Raw genomic sequence first — 17995 nt, 5'->3', positions numbered from 1 at the left:
CCGGCCCCGCGCAACGTGTGAGCGTGCCGCCATGACCAGCTACATCATCCGCCGGCTGCTGATCCTGCCGATCATCCTGCTCGGCGTGACGATCCTGATCTTCGTGATGCTCTCGCAGCTCTCACCCGGACAGCGCGTGGCGATGTACACGCGCGAGGTGGCGTCGCAGGAGAACATCGCCCGGCTCATCGTGCAGCACGGGCTCGACAAGCCGATCTACGTCCAGTACGTCCATTGGCTGTCGAACATCGTGCGCGGCAACCTGGGGTTCTCGAAGACGGGCGGCGAGCCGGTCTTCGACATGTTCGTTCGCCTTTTCCCCGCGACGCTCGAGCTCGCGCTGCTGTCGACGATCCCGCTGATCGCCTTGGGAATCTGGCTGGGGATGTTGGCGGCACTGAACCACAACAAGTGGCAGGACCAGATCTTGCGCGTCGTCTCGATCATCGGCACCAGCCTGCCGTTGTTCGTTTTTGCGCTCCTCCTGCTCATGTTGTTCGCGGCCCGCCTGCGCTGGCTGCCGCCGGGCGATCGGCTGTCGCTGACCAACCAGGCGCTCGTCGACAGCGCGGCGTGGCGCGTGGGCTGGGCGCCCGTGACCGGGATGTACACGCTGGACGCCCTGCTGCGCGGGAACTTGGCCGTCTTCCTCGATGCGTTGAAGCACCTCATCCTCCCGGTGACGTCGCTGGCCGCTTTGAACTGCGCGGTCCTGCTGCGCGTGACGCGGTCCAGCATGCTGGACACACTGCGCCAGGACTACATCCGCACGGCGCTCTCCAAGGGCCTCTCGTACCGCACCGTCGTCCGGAAGCACGCGCGCCCGAACGCGCTCCTGCCGGTCGTGACGGTGGGCGGGCTGATGCTGGTGTCGCTGCTGAACGGCGCGGCGATCACCGAGACGGTCTACAACCTGCCCGGCGTCGGCAAGCGCTTCGTCGCCGCAGCGGTGAACCTCGACGTCGTGACGGTGCTGGGATTCGTCCTCTTCGAGGGCGTCATCCTCATTATCGGCAACCTCATCGTCGATATCCTGTACGCCACGATCGATCCGCGAATTCGGTTGGGGTAGCCAACCGCACGCCGCTGCCAGCCAAGGACGATGCCGGTGTCAGACGACGAAAAGCTCGCCCGCGAGAAGGCGTTGGCGGACGCACACGACAAGCAGGTCGATCCGCCGCCCCATCGCGCCGTCAACCGGCGCTCGGTGCGCTACGTCGTCAGCCGCCTGCTCGGCACGCCGGCATCCATCCTCGGCACGCTGCTGCTCATTGGGTTCGGCGCGATTGCCCTCGCTGCCCCCATGCTTGCGCCCTGCCCGCCCGACCAGAAGATCACGTGCCAGCAGCACGTCTACAAAGTGCCCCGCTATGGCTTCACAACCCAACCCGAGGCGCCGAGCGCCGCCCACCGCTTCGGACTCACGCCGCAGCGCAACGACATCTATTACGGCGTCATCTGGGGCACCCGCACCGCCTTCAAGGCCGGCGTGACGATCATCGCCTTGGCGCTCGTTCTCGGGTTGACGATCGGCTCGATCGCCGCCTACTACGGTGGCTGGATCGACGAGGTCCTCATGCGGATCGTCGAGATCTTCCAGGCCTTCCCGTACCTCCTCGCCGCGCTCACGCTGGCCACGGTCCTGCGCGGCGGCGGCGGCGACTGGCTGGAGGCGATCCTCGGCCCGAACTCGATCGCGCCCGCGATCATCCCGCTCGTCGCGTTCGGCTGGATGGGCTATGCCCGACTCGTGCGCGCCGATATCCTGTCCGTGAAGGAACGCGACTACGTCGCCGCCTCGCGCGCCCTCGGTGCCAGCGATGGCCGGATCATCGTCCAGCACATCCTGCCCAACAGCATCTTTCCCGTCCTGGTCGTCGCGTCGCTGGACATCGGCACCGTCGTCCAGTCGTTCGCCGCACTGGCCTTCTTCGGCCTCGGCGTTCCCAAGGGCTACGCCGACTGGGGCCAGATGATCGCCACGGCCCGCAACGTCATCTTCACGATCGATCGCGACTGGTACATCGTCGTGTACCCGGGCACCGCCCTCGTGCTGTTCTCGCTCGCGTGGAACCTGATCGGCGACACGGTGCGGGACATCCTGGATCCGCGCCAGTCGCGGGAGGGGTAACCAGTCGCGGGAGGGGTAGCCGGCGCGGGCCGCGCCGCCTCACCCGTCGATGAACGGCACCTCGCGCGCCGCCAGCCACAGGCTGCCGCCCACGACGGCGGCCGTCGTGCCGAGGCCGATCGTCAGGCCGGCCAGCCAGTAGAGCCAGACGTGTTCGAGGGTCGGGAAGCGGCTGATCGCGCCCGGCACGGCGAGGGCGAACAGCGCGATCACGGCGTAGAGGCCGTAGAAGATGATCGACAGGCAGCCGACGTCCGGCGTCATCATCTCGTGCGGGCTGTCCCACTTCAGGTTCGGCCGCGCCGCCCCGATCGCCAGGCTCACCGCCACGACGCCGGCGCCGACGACGATCGTGACGAACCAGGCGTACAGGATGATCGGGACGTCGACGAGGCCGAGCGCCCCCGTCAAGCTCAGCCGCGCGTCGACCGCGGTGCGGATCAGGCGGGCGCCCTCGAACAGGACGATCAGCGCGCCGGACAGGAAGCTGTACGGCAGGAGCGCCACGAAGAACTTGGCGAGGACGAGCTGCCGCGGGCTGATCGGCGAGCTTTGGATGATCCAGAAGTGCTTGCCCTCGACGCTCAGGCCCGTCAGGGCGACGCGCGAGAAGACCATCGCCGCGACGCCGCTGGCGACGAACGCCGCGAACATCGTCAGGACGGGCTGCGTGAAGGCCGTGCCGCTGTCGCCGCCGCCGATCCGCAACGGGTAGAGGATCTGCTGGACGATGAAGAACACGCCGAACGCCAACGGCGAGAGGATCTGCGCCGAGTTCGTCAGGTCGCGCGGCAGCAGCCGGGCGTCCTTGCGCACGACGGCCACGACCGGCGGCGACAGCCAGGCCAGCACGCCCGACGGCCGCCCGAGGTCGGCGGCCCGCTCCGGCCGCTGCCACCACAGGATGCCGCGGCGGATGGATTTCCGCAGGTTGGAGGACTGCATCCGGATCCAGCCGTCCTGATAGAGGCGGTCCGAGACGAAGTACAGCGGCACGAGCGCCGCGATCGAAACGCCGACGTTGATCGCCAGCCACGTCAGCGCGGTGCGGACGTCGTGCCGCCCGGCGGCGGCCACGAAGCGCGTCAGCCACTCCGCCGGCGAGTACGGGTGCCGCACCCGGCCGAGGTAATCCAGGATCTCGCGGAAGTTCATCGTCTCCTGCAGCCGGTTCGCGCTGCCGAGCAGGAGGACGATCGCCATCGTCATCGCCACGACGATCAACCCGACGATCTCGCCCAGCCGGTGCGCCGGCATCCGCCGCACGATCAGGACGACCGCGACGGCGCCGAAGGCCGTCGGCAGGATGGGCAGCAGGAGCATCGCCAACGCCAGCGCCGACCAGTAGGCCAGGCCGTAGTCGTTGGCGATGCCGTGGCCGATGAGCGGCAGGACGGTCAGGATGCCGACGAGCGCGAAGCCGGGCAGGATGCCGCCGAGGAGTTTGCTGGCGAAGACGGCGCGGCGGGACACCGGCGAGACGAGGAGCATGTCCAGGTCGCGCGCCAGGTAGAGCGACGCCAACGCGACGGTGAAGCCGACCATCACCACGAGGAGCATCGCGCCCGACAGCGAGGTGGCGAGGATGACGTCGGTGGCTGCGCGCGCGTCGATGCCTTGCGCGATCTGCTCCGGTGTGAGATCCCGCGCCGTGAAGTCGCGCAGGAACCACGTCGCGAACCCGCCCAGCACTGCCGCCGCGGCGCCGATGACGACGAGCCCGCCGAGCACGATCGCATACGTCAGCCGCCGCCAACGCGCGCCGCGCGCGATCGTGTTCCACGCGATCCACCACCGGGAACGGACGAGCCAGCCGAACGCCGGTTGCGCCGGTCGGGGCGGACGCGGCGGCCGCGGGGCGCTGCCGGGGGGAACGGCGGCGTCGCCCGCGGCGGCGCTCACGCCAGGACCCGGGCGATCTCGGCGAACGCGGCGCCGCCCGTCAGCTCGAGGAAGATGTCCTCGAGCGACGTGTTCTGCGCGGCCAGCTGTCGCAGCTCGTCCATCGTCCCGAGCGCGATGAGTTCGCCGTTCTGGACGATGCCGATCCGGTCGCACATCCGCTCGGCGATCTCGAGGATGTGCGTCGACAGGAAGATCGTCGCGCCGCGCGCCGCCAGTTGGCGGTAGACGTCGCGCATGAGCTTGGCCGAGCGCGGGTCGAGGCCGACCGTCGGCTCGTCCAGGAACAGCACCTGCGGATCGTGGACGAGGGCGGCGATCATCACCGTCTTCTGCCGCATCCCGTGCGAGTAGCCCTCGATCAGGTCGTCCGCGCGGTCGGCCAGGTCGAAGACCTCGAGCAGCTCTTCCATGCGCCGCGTGGCGATTTCGGGCGGCGTCTTGTAGAGGCCGGCCACGAAGTGGATGAACTCGCGGGCGGTCAGCTTCTCGTACAGATAGGGCGTGTCGGGGATGAACGACACGATCGCCCGCGCCGCCAGCGGGTCCGTCGCCAGGTCGTGGCCGCCGATCCGGGCGATGCCGGACGTGGGCTGGAGCAGACCGGTGAGGATGCGGATCGTCGTCGTCTTGCCGGCGCCGTTCGGGCCGAGGAAGCCGAAGATCTCGCCCCGGCCGACGCGCAGCGTCAGACCGTTCAACGCCTCGAACGCGCCGTAGCGCTTGACGAGGTCGATCGCTTCGATCATCCAGTCGCCGTCGGGTGCGGCATCGTTGGGGGTGTTCATGGGCGCGCGCTCAGCAAGCGACGTGCCTCGGCCGGCGATTGCACGGTCGTGCGGGCCGTCCGGTGGCGAATGAAGCGGCGATCAACCGGCCGTGACGAGCGAATCGTCCTTGCCGCGCCCGAACCAGCGCGTCCACTCGCGGTTCGCCCAGATCACGAGGATGGGGGCGGCGTTGGCGATGGACGAGTACGTCCCGCTGATCAGGCCGATGATCAGCCAGAACAGGAAGCGCTGCAGCTGACCGGTGCTGAACACGTAGATCGCCACGAGCGTGAAGAGCGCCGTGAGCTGCGTATTGATCGACCGGTCGAGCGTCTGGACGATGGAATGGTTGACGATCCGCTCATAGGCCATGCCACGCAGCCGGCCGCTGTTCTCGCGAATGCGGTCGAACACGACGATCGAGTCATGGACCGAGAAGCCGATGACGGTCAACAGCGCGGTCAGGAAGAGCGCGTCGACCTCCCAGCCGAAGAAGTAGCCCATGAGCGAAGCGATGCCGAGGACGAGGAGGACGTCGTGCAGGAGTGAGATGATCGCGGCGACGCCATAGCGGACCGGATGCTGCATGTGCCGGAACTGGACGGTCAGGTAGAGGCAGATCATGAGCGCCGAGAACAACACCGCCAGCGCCGCGTTCTGCGTGACGAGCCGCCCGACCGAGGCGCCGACGGACTCGAAGCGCAGCGTCTTGTGCGGACCGATGGCCGTCACCAGGGCCGCGTCGAGCGCAACCTTGCCGTCCGGCAGGATCTCGGTGGATCGAACCTGGAAGCCGCGGCCCGCGCCCTCGTCGCCGACGACGGTCACGACCTGGGCGTCGCTGATTCCCTGCGCCGCGTACACCGCACTCACGTCGGCGTCCGATGCCTCGGTGCCGGGATCGAACTCCATGTAGTAGACCGTACCGCCCTTGTAGTCGATCGACACCGGGATGCCGTTCAGGACGATGCTGATCAATCCGGGCACCAAGATGAGTGCCGAGAACGCAATGAACCAGTAGCGCTTGCCGATGATGTCGAACATGACGCACGGACTCCCTGGCGCGGGTCGAACGAACCGGGCGATGCTACCACAGGGGGCGGGGGCGGGCAAGGCGGTCACGTCCGCCCCATCAGCACCGCCACCCCCCGCCGCAAGTTGAACCCCTCGCCGGCCAGCAGCTGGTTCGTCGCGAAGACGCGCGCCGCCAGCGCCAGCACGGCCGCCGCGCCGGCGACGAGCAGCGCGAGGCTGAGGGCAACCTCCCACGCCGGCACCGGGCCGCTCGACAGGCGCAGCATCATCACGAGCGGCGCCGTGGGCGGAAAGAGGCTCAGCGCGCGGCCGAGGGTGCCGTTGGGCTGGCGCATCAGCAGCTCGAGCACGAAGAACGGCAGCCAGGCGGGCAGCAGCACGACGAACGTCAGCGGTCCGCTCTCCTGGAACGACGGCACGAGCGCGCCGACCGCACCCATCAGGCTGGCGTAGAACAAGTACCCGAACACGAAGTAGGCTGCGGCCAGCATCAGCACCGTCGGGCCGAAGCGGATCGTGGCCGCGGCGGCGATGAACACGGCGCCGACGTTCAGCGACAGCAGCCCGAAGCCGCCCCAGATCAGCAGCTGGAGCCCGCCGAGCATGCCGAGGCCGGTCACCTTGCCCGCCAGGAGCTCGAGCGGCGACACGGACGTCAGGAGGACCTCGATGACGCGGTTCTCCTTTTCGGTCGTCACGCTCTGCATGAGGTAGGACGACGCCGTGAAGATCGTGGTGTAGAGCAGCAGGCCGACGGCCAGGACGAGCATGAGCCGGGACGGATCGTCCGCGCCGGCGGCGGCCTCGGCCTCGGCCGCGACGGACGCCGGCGGCGCGATGAGGTCGACGTCGATCCGCTGCTGCGGGCGCACCATGGCCGCGGTCACCTCGGGCGGCGCGTCGGGCCAGACGCGTCTGCGCAGCCGGTCCGTCACGGCGCCGACATCGCCGCTCGGCGGCGCCCACGAGCGCGCGAGGCGGACGACGTCGTGGCGGCGCGGGAAGTCGGACGGCACGACGAAGACGCTGTCGACCTCGCCGGCGGCCAGCGCCTCACCCGCGTCGTCGATGTCGGCGAACGCGCGAAACGTGTCGTCCTCGGCAGGCGCGGCCGCGTCGTCGGTGCCGCCGTCGGCCTCATCCACCCAGCCGATCCGCGGCGCGTCGGCGCTGCGGCGCAGCTCGTCCACCTCGAGCGCCCGACCGACCGCCGCCCCGACCTCCACCGCCACGCCGGTGCCGACGACCAGCGTCACACCGCCGACGATGAGCCCGACGACCGGCAGGCCGAAGGTCGTGAGGAGGAACGACTTGCGGCGCAGGTGCCAGGCGAACTCACGCCCGGCGATCGTCGCGACGCGGTGCCAGCGCGGGAGGGTCACGGTTGGGCCGCCTTGGCGCGGCGTCGCCACCGGATCGGCGGGCGGAGCATCGCCCAGCGGAAGACGGCGCCGGCGGCCCACAGCGCGAGCACGGCCGTGAGGGCCAGGAGGGCGGCCGAGGCGACGGCCTGGCCGAGCGGCACGGCCGAGAGCAGGAGCCGGATGGGCATGGCCACCGGCGACGTCAGCGGGAGAATCGACAGCCAGACGGCGGCCGGGCTGGCGGGGCGGAACACGAGGAGTCCGGCCAGGCTGAACGGCAGGACGAGCCCGAGGCTGGCGAACCCGGCCACCTGCTGGGCCTCGCGCGGCTCGCCGATCGCGATGCCGAGGCCGACGACGAGCGCCGCCTGCACCAGGTAGCCGCCGACGAGCCAGATCCCGGCCAGCGCCACCGTCGGCCACGGCATGGCCGCCAGCGTCGCACCCGGCACGCCCAGCCGCAGGCCGATGACGGCCGCCGCAGCGGCGCCGGCCGCCCAGATCCCGAGCTGCGTCAGCGCGAGCAGGCCGAGCCCGACCACCTTGCCGCCGACGAGCGCCAGCGGCGCCACCGACGTGGCCAGGCACTCGATCAGCCGGTTCGCCTTCTCCTCCGCCACGGCCGTGACGAGGAGCGTCGTGCTGAACAGGACCGCCAGCGTGAGGGCGAGCGGCACGGCGAAAGCGACGGCCAGCGTCGCCCACAGCGTGCCGGACGAGCGCACGTGGTCCGGGGCCGCAGCGAGCGCGTAGACGATCGTCGCCGGCTCGTCGAACGCGGCGCGCAGCTCGGGCGGCGCGGCGGACAGCGCCTCGGCGCGGATCGCTTCCGACAGGGATTCGGACACGCCGTCCGGCAGCGGCTCCCACGCCGTCACGCGGTAGCCGAGCGCGCCGTCGTACGCCGCGTAGCCGCCGACGGCGCCGGCGGCCAGCGCGGCGGCCGCCGTCTCGACGTCGGCGAACGGCCGGAGGTCGGTGGTCGACAGCGCTTCGGCCGCGGCCGGCGGCAGGCCGGCGCCGACGTAGCCCCATGGATGGGTCGTGGCGTCCTGCGCCGTGCTGCCCGACCATGCCGCGAAGCCGCCGACGAGCAGCATGAACAGCGGCATCCCGAACGTCGTGCCGAGGAACTGCTTGGAGCGCACGTGGCGCATGTACTCGAAGCGCGCCACGCGACCGGCGGCGCGGATCACGCGACGGCACCCGTCTCGTCGGTCGGATCGCCGTCGCCGGCGACCTTGAGGAAGATCTCCTCGAGCGACGGCAGGTAGACCTCGAAGCGCTGGACGGCCAGCTCCGGCTGCGCGGCCAGCGCCGCGAGGAGGGCCGCGTGCGTCGTCGTCGGGGCCAGGCGGAGCATGACGCCGTCCGCGCTCGGCACGGCCTCGGCCACGCCCGGCAGCCCGGCCAGCCGTGCCGCCGCGGTCGCCTCATCGGCGAGGACGACGCGCACGCGGTCGCCGGAGTGGGCGCGGCGGATCGCCTGCACGCCGCCGTACAGGACGCTCCGCCCGCCTTGGAGCATGAGCAGCCGATCGCACAGCTCCTCGATCCGGTTCATCTGGTGCGTGCACATGACGATCGTCGTGCCGGCGGCGCGCAGGCCGAGCAGGAAGTCGCGCAGCACGCGGGTGTTCACGGGATCGAGGCCGCTGAACGGCTCGTCGATGATCAGGAGCTCCGGGCGGTGGACGACGGTGGCCAGGAACTGGACCTTTTGCTGCTGGCCGCGCGAGAGCGTCTTGATCACGCGGCGCTCGATGCCCGGCAGGTCGAGCGCCGAGAGGCCGACCGTGATCCGGCGCCGCGCCTCCGCGCGCGGCACGCCCTTCAGGCCGGCGAGGTAGACCAGGCAGTCGTCGACCCGCACGTCGCGGTACAGGCCGCGCTCCTCCGGCAGGTAACCGATGCGCGGCAGGACGCTTCGCACGTCGCGGGCGCCGAGAACCTCGATCTCGCCGTCCGTCGGCACGAGCAGGCCGAGGAGCATGCGGATCGTCGAGGTCTTGCCGGCGCCGTTCGGGCCGAGCAGGCCGAAGATCTCGCCGGACTGAACATCGAACGAGAGGTCGTCGACGGCGACGCTGGCGCCGTAGTGCTTGACGAGATGCGAAACCTGTACGGCGCGATCGGGCGGAACGTCGCCGCTCAATCCACGCCGCCGGCTCGTTCGGACAGGACGCGCACGAGGCCCTGACGCAGGTCGGCGTTCGTCAGGATGCCGACGACGCGCCCGCCTTCGAGGACGGGCAACAGGCTGATCTTCCGCTCGAACATCAGGTTGACGGCCTCGGAGATCGTGGCATCGGGCTCGACCGAGGCGATGTCGCGGCTCATGATCTCCGCCACCCCGACGCGCGCCATCAGCTCGCGCACCTCGGCCGGCTCGAGGTCGTCGAACGGCGACGGCCACGCCGTGAGGACGTCCGTCCACGTGACGACGCCATGCAGGTTGCCGTCCACGTCGACGACGAGCAGGCTGTTCACGTCGTCCCGCTCCATCCGCGCCCGCGCCGCCGCGACGCTGGCGTCAGGCGTGCACGTGCGCGGGTCGCGGGTCATCCAATCGTCGACCTTGACGTGTTGCATCCTAGATGCCGAACATCGCCCGCAGGCGGCTGCTTTCCAGGACGCCGGCACCGTCGTCGCCCTCGTGCAGGCCGAGGCGGTGGGAGGCCTTCAGCAGGAGGCGGGTGACGATGATGGCCGTGAACATGGACGTCAGCACGCCGAGCGCCAGCGTCACGGCGAAGCCCTTGACGATGCTCGCGCCGAACTGGTTGCCGAACCAGAAGAGGATGACGCACGTGATGAGCGTGCTCGCGTTCGAGTCGCGGATGCTCGGCCAGGCGCGCTCGAAGCCGCTCTCCATCGCCTTGGCGATCCGTCGGCCTGCCCGCAGCTCCTCTTTCATCCGTTCGAAGATCAGGATGTTCGCGTCGACGGCCATGCCGATCGAGAGCACGAAGCCGGCGATGCCGGCCAGCGTGAGCGTGACGGGCAGCATCCGGAAGATCGTCAGCGAGAACAGGGTGTACAGCAGGAGCGCAACGTTGGCGACGATGCCCGGCACCCGATAGTACAGGAGCATGAAGAGCATGACGACGAGCAGCCCGAGCACGCCGCCGTTCACCGCCGACGAGATCGCCGAGCTGCCGAGCGTCGGGCCGATGGCGGTCTGGCCGACGACGTTCAGCTTGAGCGGCAGCGACCCGGAGTTGATCTGGGCCGCCAGCGACTCAGCATCGGCCTTCGTGAACTGGCCCGTGATCTGGCCCTCCGCACCGATCGCGCCCTGCAGGGTGGGCGAGCTGATCACGGCGTTGTCGAGGATGATCGGCATGATCTTCTGGAGGTGCTGCGACGTGAAGCGCTGCATCCGCGCCGCGGCGCTGGCCTTCACCTGGAACGAGACGGCGTACTGCAGGTTCTCGTCGAGCGTCACGGACGCCGATGCGAGCTCGTCGCCGGTCAGTACGGTCGGGTAGAGCGTCTCGTCCTCGGCGATGATGCCGGTCGAGATCGGCTCGGTGGCGGTCACGGCGTCCGTGGCGGTGACCGGCGCGGTGGCGTCGGCGGCCGCGGTCGACGTCGTCGGAAGCGTCGCGGTCGTGCCGGTCGTCGCCGTGGTTCCGTCGGTGGCCGTCAGGCCCTCGGTGGCCGTCAGTGCGTCCGTGGCCGTCACTTCATCCGTCGATGCCGTGGTCGTCGTCGGCGACGTCCCGGTGATCGGCGTTGCAGCGCTCGCCGCCGTGGCGTTCGCGTCGGCCGTCGGCGCCAGGCGCGTCGGGTTGACGCCCCGGCCGGGGATCACGATGTCGTCGGGCTTCACCCACGACTCCGGGAAGTCGCGCGCCGGGTTGTCCGGGTTGCCGAGGTACGGCTCCTGGTAGCCTTCCGGCAGGAGGTCGATCGTCAACGGGTTCGTCGTCTCGACGATCGTGGAGGGCGCGAGGGCCTCGGTGCCGCTGTAGATGAACTCGAGGAGCGCCGTCTTGCCGATGGTCTGGATCGCCTGATCCGGATCGCTGACGCCCGGCAGCTCGACGACGATCTTGTCCACGCCCTGCGTCTGAACGACGGGCTCGGTCACGCCGAGGCCGTTCACGCGGTTCTCGATGATGGCCTTCGCGCGCTCGAGCAGTTCGGGCGTCACCGGGACCGCCGCCTGCTGCTCCGCCTGGAGGAGCACTTGCAGGCCGCCCTTCAAGTCCAGGCCCTCGCGCAGGCGCAGCGAGCGGCGGGCAGGCTCGAGATGGGGCTGCAGGAGTCGCAGCAGCGCCGGAGGATGCGCGTAGCCGGCCACGACGAGGTCGAGGTTGGCGACCACCGCAATCGTGGCCAGCATGAAGATCACCACCGACCAGATGAGCGTTCGCTCGCGCATGAAGGCACCTCGGCACGGACGTCGGATGGGGCATGAAGCGGACCGGCACGATCGACCGGACGGCGTCGGGCACCCGTGAGGATTCGGACGCCGATTCGAAAGCGGTTCGGCGCCCCTGCGGCGGGCGATTATAAGTAGCCCGTCGGGCGTGGGTCAAGCCTTTGCGCCGTCGGCTTGGGGGACGGCGCGCGGCCATGGCACACTTTGGGCGCCCGATCCGGCCGCCCGGCAGCGGAAGCGGCGGTGGAATGAGGGCGCGGCGCGTGCGATGCCAGATGCGGTGCAGCCGCCAGGAGGTGGTCGGGTGGAACGAGAGACCGGTACATGGCGGGTCAAGAGCGGCATGGCGCAGATGCTCAAGGGCGGCGTCATCATGGACGTGACGACGGCGGAGCAGGCCCGGATTGCCGAGGACGCCGGCGCGGTGGCGGTGATGGCGCTGGAGCGGGTGCCGTCGGACATCCGCGCCGAGGGCGGGGTGGCGCGCATGGCGGCCATCGAGAAGATCGAGGAGATCATCCGGACGGTGACGATCCCGGTCATGGCCAAGGCCCGGATCGGCCACTTCGTGGAGGCGCAGATCCTCCAGCAGCTCGGGGTCGACTACATCGACGAGAGCGAGGTGCTCACCCCGGCCGACGACGCGCACCACATCGACAAGCACGGCTTCACGGTGCCGTTCGTGTGCGGCTGCCGCAACCTGGGCGAGGCGCTGCGCCGCGTCAGCGAGGGCGCGGCGATGATCCGCACGAAGGGCGAGGCCGGCACGGGCGACATCGTGGAGGCGGTGCGCCACGCCCGGTCCGTCATCGGCGAGATGCGGCGGCTGACGACGCTCGGCGGCGAGCAGCTCGTGGCCGCCGCCAAGGACCTCGGGGCGCCGATCGATCTGTTGCGCGTCGTCGCCGAGACCGGTCATCTGCCGGTCGTGAACTTCGCGGCCGGCGGCATCGCCACGCCGGCGGACGCGGCGCTCATGATGCAGCTCGGCGTCGACGGCGTGTTCGTCGGCTCGGGGATCTTCAAGAGCGAGCATCCGGACCGCGCCGCCGCCGCCATCGTCCGGGCCACCGCCCATTACGGCGATCCGGCCGTCCTCGCGGAGGTCAGCCGCGGCATCGGCGCGCCGATGCGCGGCCAGCAGGCGACGATGATCGCCGAAGCGGATCGCCTGGCGACGCGCGGCTGGTGAGCGCGGTGGGATCGCCGCCGGCGCACCCCGCCCAACCCCGCATCGGCGTGCTGGCCATCCAAGGCGACGTCGCCGAGCACCTCGCTGCCCTGTCGCGCTGCGGTGCCGAGGCCGTGCCGGTGCGCCGCGCGGCCGAGATCGACGGCCTTGACGGGATCGTCCTGCCCGGCGGCGAGTCGACGGCGATCGGCCTGATCGCGCGCGAGGACGGCGTGCTGGACGCCTTGCGACGTTATGTCGACCAGGGCGGAGCGGTGTGGGGCACGTGCGCCGGGCTGATCCTGTTGGCGCGCGACGCCGGCCACGCGCAGCCGCTCATCGGCGCGCTCGATGTCACGGTCGAGCGCAACGCCTTCGGGCCGCAGGTCTTTTCGTTCGAGACCGACATCACGATCGCCGGCCTCGCAGGCGGCCCGTTCCGCGCCGTCTTCATCCGCGCCCCGGCGATCTCCGCCGCCGGCCCAGGCGTCGACGTCCTCGCCACGCTGGACGACGGCCGGATCGTGGCGGTACGCCAGGGCCGGCTGCTGGCGACGGCGTTCCATCCGGAGCTGACGGGCGACGACCGGCTGCACCGGTGGTTCGTCGATCTGTGCCGCGTCGGGATCGACGCGGCGCGTTCGGCGGTGCACGCATGACCGACGGCGCCGGCCACATGGAGATCTACGACGCCCCGACGGACAGCCTGCTCGACAGCCAGCACCGCGACCCGCTGCTGCGCCACCTGACGCGCACGATCGTCGCCGCGGCCCGCCGTCATGCGCCGCCGCCGGGTTCGCCGCCCGCGGCCGTCGGCGGGCCGTCCGCCCGCGACTTCGACGGAGCGGCGATCGACATCGGCTGCGGGGTCGGCCGGACGTCCCTCGCGCTGGCCGAGGCGGGCTACGCCGTCGTCGGCGTCGATCCGTCGGCGCGGGCAGTGGCGCTGGCGGCGGCGACGGCGGACGCGCGCGGGCGTGCGACCCGGACGAAGTTCGTCGTCGGCGACGCGACGGCCGATCCGCCGTCCGAGTGGATCGACCGCTTCCCGGTGGCAGTGTGCTCGGAGGTCATCGAGCACGTCACGGCGCCCGAGCGGGTCGTCGACTATGCCCGGCATGTCTTGCGCCCCGGCGGGATCCTCATTCTGACGACGCCCCACGACCGCCGGCTGTGGACCGCCATGGACACGTACGCCGGCCACGTGACGCGCTTCACCGCCGCCGAGCTGCGGGCGCTGCTGTGGGACTTCGACGTGCTCGAGATCGGCACCGAAGGGTTCCCGTTCCAGCGGATCGTCATGCGGACCTATGACCGGGCCTTGTCGCGAAGCGGTCGCGCCCACACGTTCGGTGCGATCGGGAACAGTCCGGCGTATCGGGCATACACCGCCTTGATGCCGTGGCTGTTGCGGGTGGATCACTGGTTTCGGGGCATGGGCAAGGGCATGACGCTGGTGGTGGTGGCGCGGAGGCGGGTGATCGTGGGTTGATGGGAAGGCGGCGTCGGCGCAAGGCAGGCCCGCTACCGCTCCGCCCCCAGCGCCCGCTCCACCCACGCCCGCGCCGCCTCGACCGTCCCGACGTCCCCTGCCGCCTGGGCTTCGCGCAGCCCAGCCAGCAGCGCGCCAAGACGCGGACCGGGCGGCAGGCGGAACTCCGCCATCACGTCGTCGCCGGTGAGCAAGGGCGGCGGGGCCACGGCGACGTCCGGGGCGTCGTACCAGGCGTCCAGCAGCGCCGCAACGGTCTCGGAGACGCGCGCCAGGTCGGCGTGTCCGGGCTCGCCCTTGGCGGCGCGATCGGCCAAGGCGTGCAGCGCCGTGTCGACGCCGGCGTCGCCGGAGGCTTGGTAGAAGCGATAGGTCGCCCGGCGGCTCAGCGGGACATCGGCCAGCGCCAGCGGGCGCAGGTGGTGGCGCACGACGGCGACGACGCGCCGGGCCTCGTCCTGGCCGAGGCGCAGGCGCTGCACGAGCTCGAGCGCCATCGCGGCGCCGGCCTCGTCGTGGCCGCGGTAGCGCCAGCGGCCGGCGGCGTCGTCCCAGCGTGCGGCTGCGGGCTTGCCGATGTCGTGGAGGAGCGCGGCGAGCCGCCACCACACGGCCCACGGCCGGCCGCCGACGCGTCGGCCGAAGTGCGCGGCGAACACGTCGCGGCGGCGGTCGATGAGGCGGTCGATCTCCGGCGGCAGGTCGGACGGCGCGCCGCCTGCCGGATCGTCCGCAGCGGCCGTTGCAGCGCGCCGGGTCATGCGGCACGCGACGTCGAGCACGGACAGGGAGTGATCGAGGACGTCGGCGCCGGGCGTGCCGGCGGCGCGGCACGCCGCGACCTCGGGCAGGACGACGGCCAGCAGGCCGAGCGACTCGAGCCGCGCGATCCACTCGGCGGCGGCGTCGACGGCCAGCAGCCGCATCAGCTCGTCGCGCACGCGCTCGCGCGCCGGGCGGTCGAGCAGGCCGGCGCGCGTCGTGATGGCGGCGGCCGTCCCGTCGTCGAGTGTGAAGCCGAGCTCGGCGGCGACGCGCGGGCCGCGCAGCAGGCGGATCGGGTCGGCGTCGAGCGCCGCGGCGCTGACCATGCGGACGATCCGCGCGTCGAGGTCGGCGAGGCCGCCGGCGAGGTCGATCGTACGGGTGCGGAGGATGGCTCGATCGACGGCGGCGCCTGGCGCGTCGTCGTCGTGCGCGTCATCGAGCGGCACGGCCAGCGCATTGATCGTGAAGTCGCGCGCCGCGAGGTCGGTCGCCAACGTGCCGCCGACGAAGTCCGTCACGTCGAGGATCGCGTCCTGGGCGCCGGCGTCCCCATCGCCCGCAGCGCCCGAACGCGGCCAGACGACGCGCGCGATGCCGCGGTCGGGTGCGAGCGGGACGAACGCGCCGCCGGCGGCGCGGGCGATCGCGCGGGCGAGCCCGACGGCGTCGACGGGCACGACGATGTCGACGTCGTTCAGTGGCCGCCCGAGCAGCGCGTCCCGCACGGCACCGCCGACCAGCCAGCCGGGCACGCTGCGCGCGGCGAGGACGGCGCGGGCGGCGGCGAGGGGCGTGACCGGTTCACGAAGGGCCATCGGCGTGGATTATCGCCCCAGTTGGCCCGCGACGATCTCCGCGATCTCATCCGGATGGCGCGCCACGGCGATCCCGGCGGCCTGCAGCGCCCGGATCTTCTCGGCCGCGGTGCCCTTGCCGCCGGAGATGATCGCCCCGGCATGGCCCATCGTCTTGCCGGGCGGGGCGGTCTGGCCGGCGATGAAGCCGACGACGGGCTTCGTGACGTTCGCGGCCACATACGCCGCAGCCGCTTCCTCGTCCGTGCCGCCGATCTCGCCGATCATGACGATCAGCTCCGTCGCCGGATCCGCCTGGAAGTGGGCCAGGACGTCGACGAACTTCGTGCCCTGCACGGGATCGCCGCCGATGCCGACGGCCGTCGTCTGGCCGATGCCGCGGCTCGTCAGCGCATGGAGCACCTCGTAGGTCAGCGTGCCGGAACGGCTGACGACGCCGACCGGTCCCGGCGTGCAGATGTTGGCCGGGATGATCCCGACCTTCGCGCCGCCGGGCGTGATCATGCCGGGGCAGTTCGGGCCGATCATCGTGATCCCGCGGCTGCGCACGGAGTTCGTGACGCGGATCATGTCGTGGACCGGCACGCCCTCGGTGATCGTGACGATCACCCCGATCCCGGCGTCGGCCGCCTCGAGCACGGCGTCCGCGGCGAACTTGGCCGGGACGAAGATGCAGCTGACGTTCGCGCCGGTGGCCTTGACGGCATCGCGGACGGTGTTGAAGACCGGCACGCCGGCCAGATCGCCCTCCAGCACCTGCCCGCCCTTGCCGGGCGTGACGCCGGCGACGACGTTCGTGCCGCTCGTCACCATGTGACCGGTGTGGAAGGCGCCCTCGCGGCCGGTGATCCCTTGGACCAGGACGCGTGACGACGCGTCGACGTAGATGCTCATGCTGCCCCCCGTTCGGCCGCCAGCTGGACGGCCTTCTGCGCCGCTTCGGCGAGTGTGGCCCCGGAGTGGAGCTTGGCGTCGGCCAGGATCGTCTGCGCCGCCTCGGCGTTCGTGCCGACGATGCGGACGACGAACGGGACGTCGGTGGCGATGTTGCCGAGCGCGGCGACGATCCCGCGGGCGACCTCGTCGCCGCGGGTGATGCCGCCGAAGATGTTGATGAGGACGGCCTTCACGCGCGCGTCCGCCAGGATGATCCGCAGGGCTTTCTCGACCTTGTCCGCCTGGGCCCCGCCGCCGATGTCCAGGAAGTTCGCCGGCTCGCCGCCGAAGAGCTTGATCACATCCATCGAGGCCATCGCCAGCCCGGCGCCGTTCACGAGGCAGCCGATCGAACCGTCGAGGTCGACGTAGTTCAGCCCGGCGTCGCGGGCGGCGCGCTCGGCGTCCGTCAGGTCGCCGTCGTAGCGATCGGCCGCCAGCGCGCTCTGGCGGTACAGCGCGCTCGCGTCGACGGTCACTTTGCCGTCGAGGGCCAGCATCTCGCCGGCGGTCGTCAGGATCAGCGGGTTCACCTCGGCCAGCGTCGCGTCGGCGGCCTCGAAGACGGCGTGCAGGCGCGTGACGAGGTCGGCGAAGGCGGCATGATGCGCCGCGGGCAGACCGATGCCGAACGCGAGCTGGCGCAGCTGGTACGGCTGCAGCCCGACGGCCGGGTCGATATGGACGCGGACGATCGCCTCGGGCTTCTCGACCGCCACCTGTTCGATATCCATGCCGCCCTCGGCGCTGGCCATGATCAGCGCGCGGCGAGCGGCGCGGTCCAACGTGATGGCGACATAGATCTCGGTGGCGATGTCGACCGCCGGGTCGACGAGGACGAGCTTGACGGTGTGGCCCTTGATGTCGAGCCCGAGGATCGCGCGCGCCTTCTCGGCCGCCTCGTCCGGGGTGGCGGCGAGCTTCACGCCGCCGGCCTTGCCGCGGCCGCCCGTCAGGACCTGGGCCTTGACGACGACCGGGCAGCCGATCCGCTCGGCCGCGGCGCGCGCTTCGTCCGGCGTGCGGGCGACCTCGCCCAGCTTCACCGGGATGCCGTGGGCGCCGAACAGACGCTTGGCTTGGTATTCGAAGAGGTCCATGTTCCCTCGCGGTGGCGAACCGGACCGTGGGCGGTCCGGCGGGTGGGCGTGCGGCGGCCAGACATGCCGCGGCCCGCGCACGGGTCCGGCGCGGGCCGCGGGGGATTGTATCACCGGGTCG

Annotated in this window: 16 protein-coding genes; 5 read left to right on the top strand and 11 right to left on the bottom strand. The window is 71.3% G+C overall.

Annotated elements, in window-relative coordinates:
* Window positions 1-31: 31 nt before the first annotated feature.
* Window positions 32-1072 carry an ABC transporter permease gene (locus IPG72_06280; protein MBK6768605.1) on the top strand — a complete coding sequence of 347 codons (1041 nt, stop codon included), beginning with the start codon at window positions 32-34 and terminating at the stop codon, window positions 1070-1072.
* 30 nt (window positions 1073-1102) lie between these two features.
* Entirely contained in the window at window positions 1103-2131 is a 1029-nt protein-coding gene (locus IPG72_06275; protein MBK6768604.1) for an ABC transporter permease, read from the top strand.
* 39 nt (window positions 2132-2170) lie between these two features.
* Here IPG72_06275 and IPG72_06270 read toward each other — a convergent pair whose 3' ends face one another.
* The 8 genes from IPG72_06270 to secD all read right to left on the bottom strand — a co-directional run bounded on the left by IPG72_06270 (window position 2171) and on the right by secD (window position 11592).
* Window positions 2171-4033: a hypothetical protein gene (locus tag IPG72_06270; GenBank protein MBK6768603.1), complete on the bottom strand. Its 1863-nt coding sequence runs from the start codon at window positions 4031-4033 to the stop codon at window positions 2171-2173.
* A complete protein-coding gene (locus IPG72_06265; GenBank protein ID MBK6768602.1) occupies window positions 4030-4782 on the bottom strand; it encodes an ABC transporter ATP-binding protein in 753 nt (250 codons plus the stop codon). Before IPG72_06265 ends, IPG72_06270 begins: the two co-directional genes overlap by 4 nt.
* A 120-nt stretch (window positions 4783-4902) precedes the next feature.
* The gene (gene secF, locus IPG72_06260; protein MBK6768601.1) at window positions 4903-5847 is read right to left on the bottom strand and encodes a protein translocase subunit SecF; all 945 of its coding nucleotides are present in this window, start codon (window positions 5845-5847) and stop codon (window positions 4903-4905) included.
* A gap of 74 nt (window positions 5848-5921) precedes the next feature.
* On the bottom strand, window positions 5922-7220 hold the full coding sequence (locus tag IPG72_06255; protein MBK6768600.1) for an ABC transporter permease: 1299 nt from the start codon (window positions 7218-7220) through the stop codon (window positions 5922-5924).
* A complete protein-coding gene (locus IPG72_06250; GenBank protein ID MBK6768599.1) occupies window positions 7217-8398 on the bottom strand; it encodes an ABC transporter permease in 1182 nt (393 codons plus the stop codon). Before IPG72_06250 ends, IPG72_06255 begins: the two co-directional genes overlap by 4 nt.
* A complete protein-coding gene (locus IPG72_06245; protein ID MBK6768598.1) occupies window positions 8395-9357 on the bottom strand; it encodes an ATP-binding cassette domain-containing protein in 963 nt (320 codons plus the stop codon). Before IPG72_06245 ends, IPG72_06250 begins: the two co-directional genes overlap by 4 nt.
* Complete coding sequence (locus IPG72_06240) at window positions 9354-9767, bottom strand: CBS domain-containing protein (GenBank protein MBK6768597.1); 414 nt, start codon at window positions 9765-9767, stop codon at window positions 9354-9356. Before IPG72_06240 ends, IPG72_06245 begins: the two co-directional genes overlap by 4 nt.
* A 28-nt stretch (window positions 9768-9795) precedes the next feature.
* Window positions 9796-11592: a protein translocase subunit SecD gene (gene secD, locus IPG72_06235; GenBank protein MBK6768596.1), complete on the bottom strand. Its 1797-nt coding sequence runs from the start codon at window positions 11590-11592 to the stop codon at window positions 9796-9798.
* A gap of 268 nt (window positions 11593-11860) precedes the next feature.
* On the opposite strand from secD, the gene pdxS reads away from it, so the two are divergent.
* The 3 genes from pdxS to IPG72_06220 are packed head-to-tail and all read left to right on the top strand — an operon-like array spanning window position 11861 to window position 14255.
* Complete coding sequence (gene pdxS / locus IPG72_06230) at window positions 11861-12784, top strand: pyridoxal 5'-phosphate synthase lyase subunit PdxS (protein ID MBK6768595.1); 924 nt, start codon at window positions 11861-11863, stop codon at window positions 12782-12784.
* A 5-nt stretch (window positions 12785-12789) separates the two neighbouring features.
* Complete coding sequence (pdxT, locus tag IPG72_06225) at window positions 12790-13422, top strand: pyridoxal 5'-phosphate synthase glutaminase subunit PdxT (GenBank protein ID MBK6768594.1); 633 nt, start codon at window positions 12790-12792, stop codon at window positions 13420-13422.
* A complete protein-coding gene (locus tag IPG72_06220) occupies window positions 13419-14255 on the top strand; it encodes a class I SAM-dependent methyltransferase (GenBank protein MBK6768593.1) in 837 nt (278 codons plus the stop codon). Before pdxT ends, IPG72_06220 begins: the two co-directional genes overlap by 4 nt.
* Window positions 14256-14287: 32 nt before the next feature.
* On the opposite strand, the gene IPG72_06215 is transcribed toward IPG72_06220, so the two are convergent.
* The 3 genes from IPG72_06215 to sucC are packed head-to-tail and all read right to left on the bottom strand — an operon-like array spanning window position 14288 to window position 17874.
* Window positions 14288-15838: a CCA tRNA nucleotidyltransferase gene (locus IPG72_06215; protein ID MBK6768592.1), complete on the bottom strand. Its 1551-nt coding sequence runs from the start codon at window positions 15836-15838 to the stop codon at window positions 14288-14290.
* Window positions 15839-15847: 9 nt separating this feature from the next.
* Window positions 15848-16732 carry a succinate--CoA ligase subunit alpha gene (gene sucD, locus IPG72_06210; GenBank protein ID MBK6768591.1) on the bottom strand — a complete coding sequence of 295 codons (885 nt, stop codon included), beginning with the start codon at window positions 16730-16732 and terminating at the stop codon, window positions 15848-15850.
* On the bottom strand, window positions 16729-17874 hold the full coding sequence (gene sucC, locus IPG72_06205) for an ADP-forming succinate--CoA ligase subunit beta (GenBank protein ID MBK6768590.1): 1146 nt from the start codon (window positions 17872-17874) through the stop codon (window positions 16729-16731). The genes sucD and sucC overlap by 4 nt, the downstream gene beginning before the upstream one ends.
* Window positions 17875-17995 lie beyond the last annotated feature (121 nt).

Origin of the sequence: Candidatus Avedoeria danica (assembly GCA_016703025.1) — a bacterium.
In the GTDB taxonomy this organism is placed as follows: Bacteria; Chloroflexota; Anaerolineae; order Epilineales; family Epilineaceae; genus Avedoeria; species Avedoeria danica.
This window is presented reverse-complemented; position numbering and strand designations above follow the sequence as displayed.

Bases quoted from the DNA above. Each gene is read 5' to 3' on its own strand.
- IPG72_06280 (MBK6768605.1), top strand. From the start codon at position 32: ATGACCAGCTACATCATCCGCCGGCTGCTGATCCTGCCGATCATCCTG.
- IPG72_06275 (MBK6768604.1), top strand. From the start codon at position 1,103: ATGCCGGTGTCAGACGACGAAAAGCTCGCCCGCGAGAAGGCGTTGGCG.
- IPG72_06265 (MBK6768602.1), bottom strand. From the start codon at position 4,782: ATGATCGAAGCGATCGACCTCGTCAAGCGCTACGGCGCGTTCGAGGCG.
- secF (MBK6768601.1), bottom strand. From the start codon at position 5,847: ATGTTCGACATCATCGGCAAGCGCTACTGGTTCATTGCGTTCTCGGCA.
- IPG72_06240 (MBK6768597.1), bottom strand. From the start codon at position 9,767: ATGACCCGCGACCCGCGCACGTGCACGCCTGACGCCAGCGTCGCGGCG.
- secD (MBK6768596.1), bottom strand. From the start codon at position 11,592: ATGCGCGAGCGAACGCTCATCTGGTCGGTGGTGATCTTCATGCTGGCC.
- pdxS (MBK6768595.1), top strand. From the start codon at position 11,861: ATGCCAGATGCGGTGCAGCCGCCAGGAGGTGGTCGGGTGGAACGAGAG.
- IPG72_06220 (MBK6768593.1), top strand. From the start codon at position 13,419: ATGACCGACGGCGCCGGCCACATGGAGATCTACGACGCCCCGACGGAC.
- IPG72_06215 (MBK6768592.1), bottom strand. From the start codon at position 15,838: ATGGCCCTTCGTGAACCGGTCACGCCCCTCGCCGCCGCCCGCGCCGTC.
- sucD (MBK6768591.1), bottom strand. From the start codon at position 16,732: ATGAGCATCTACGTCGACGCGTCGTCACGCGTCCTGGTCCAAGGGATC.
- sucC (MBK6768590.1), bottom strand. From the start codon at position 17,874: ATGGACCTCTTCGAATACCAAGCCAAGCGTCTGTTCGGCGCCCACGGC.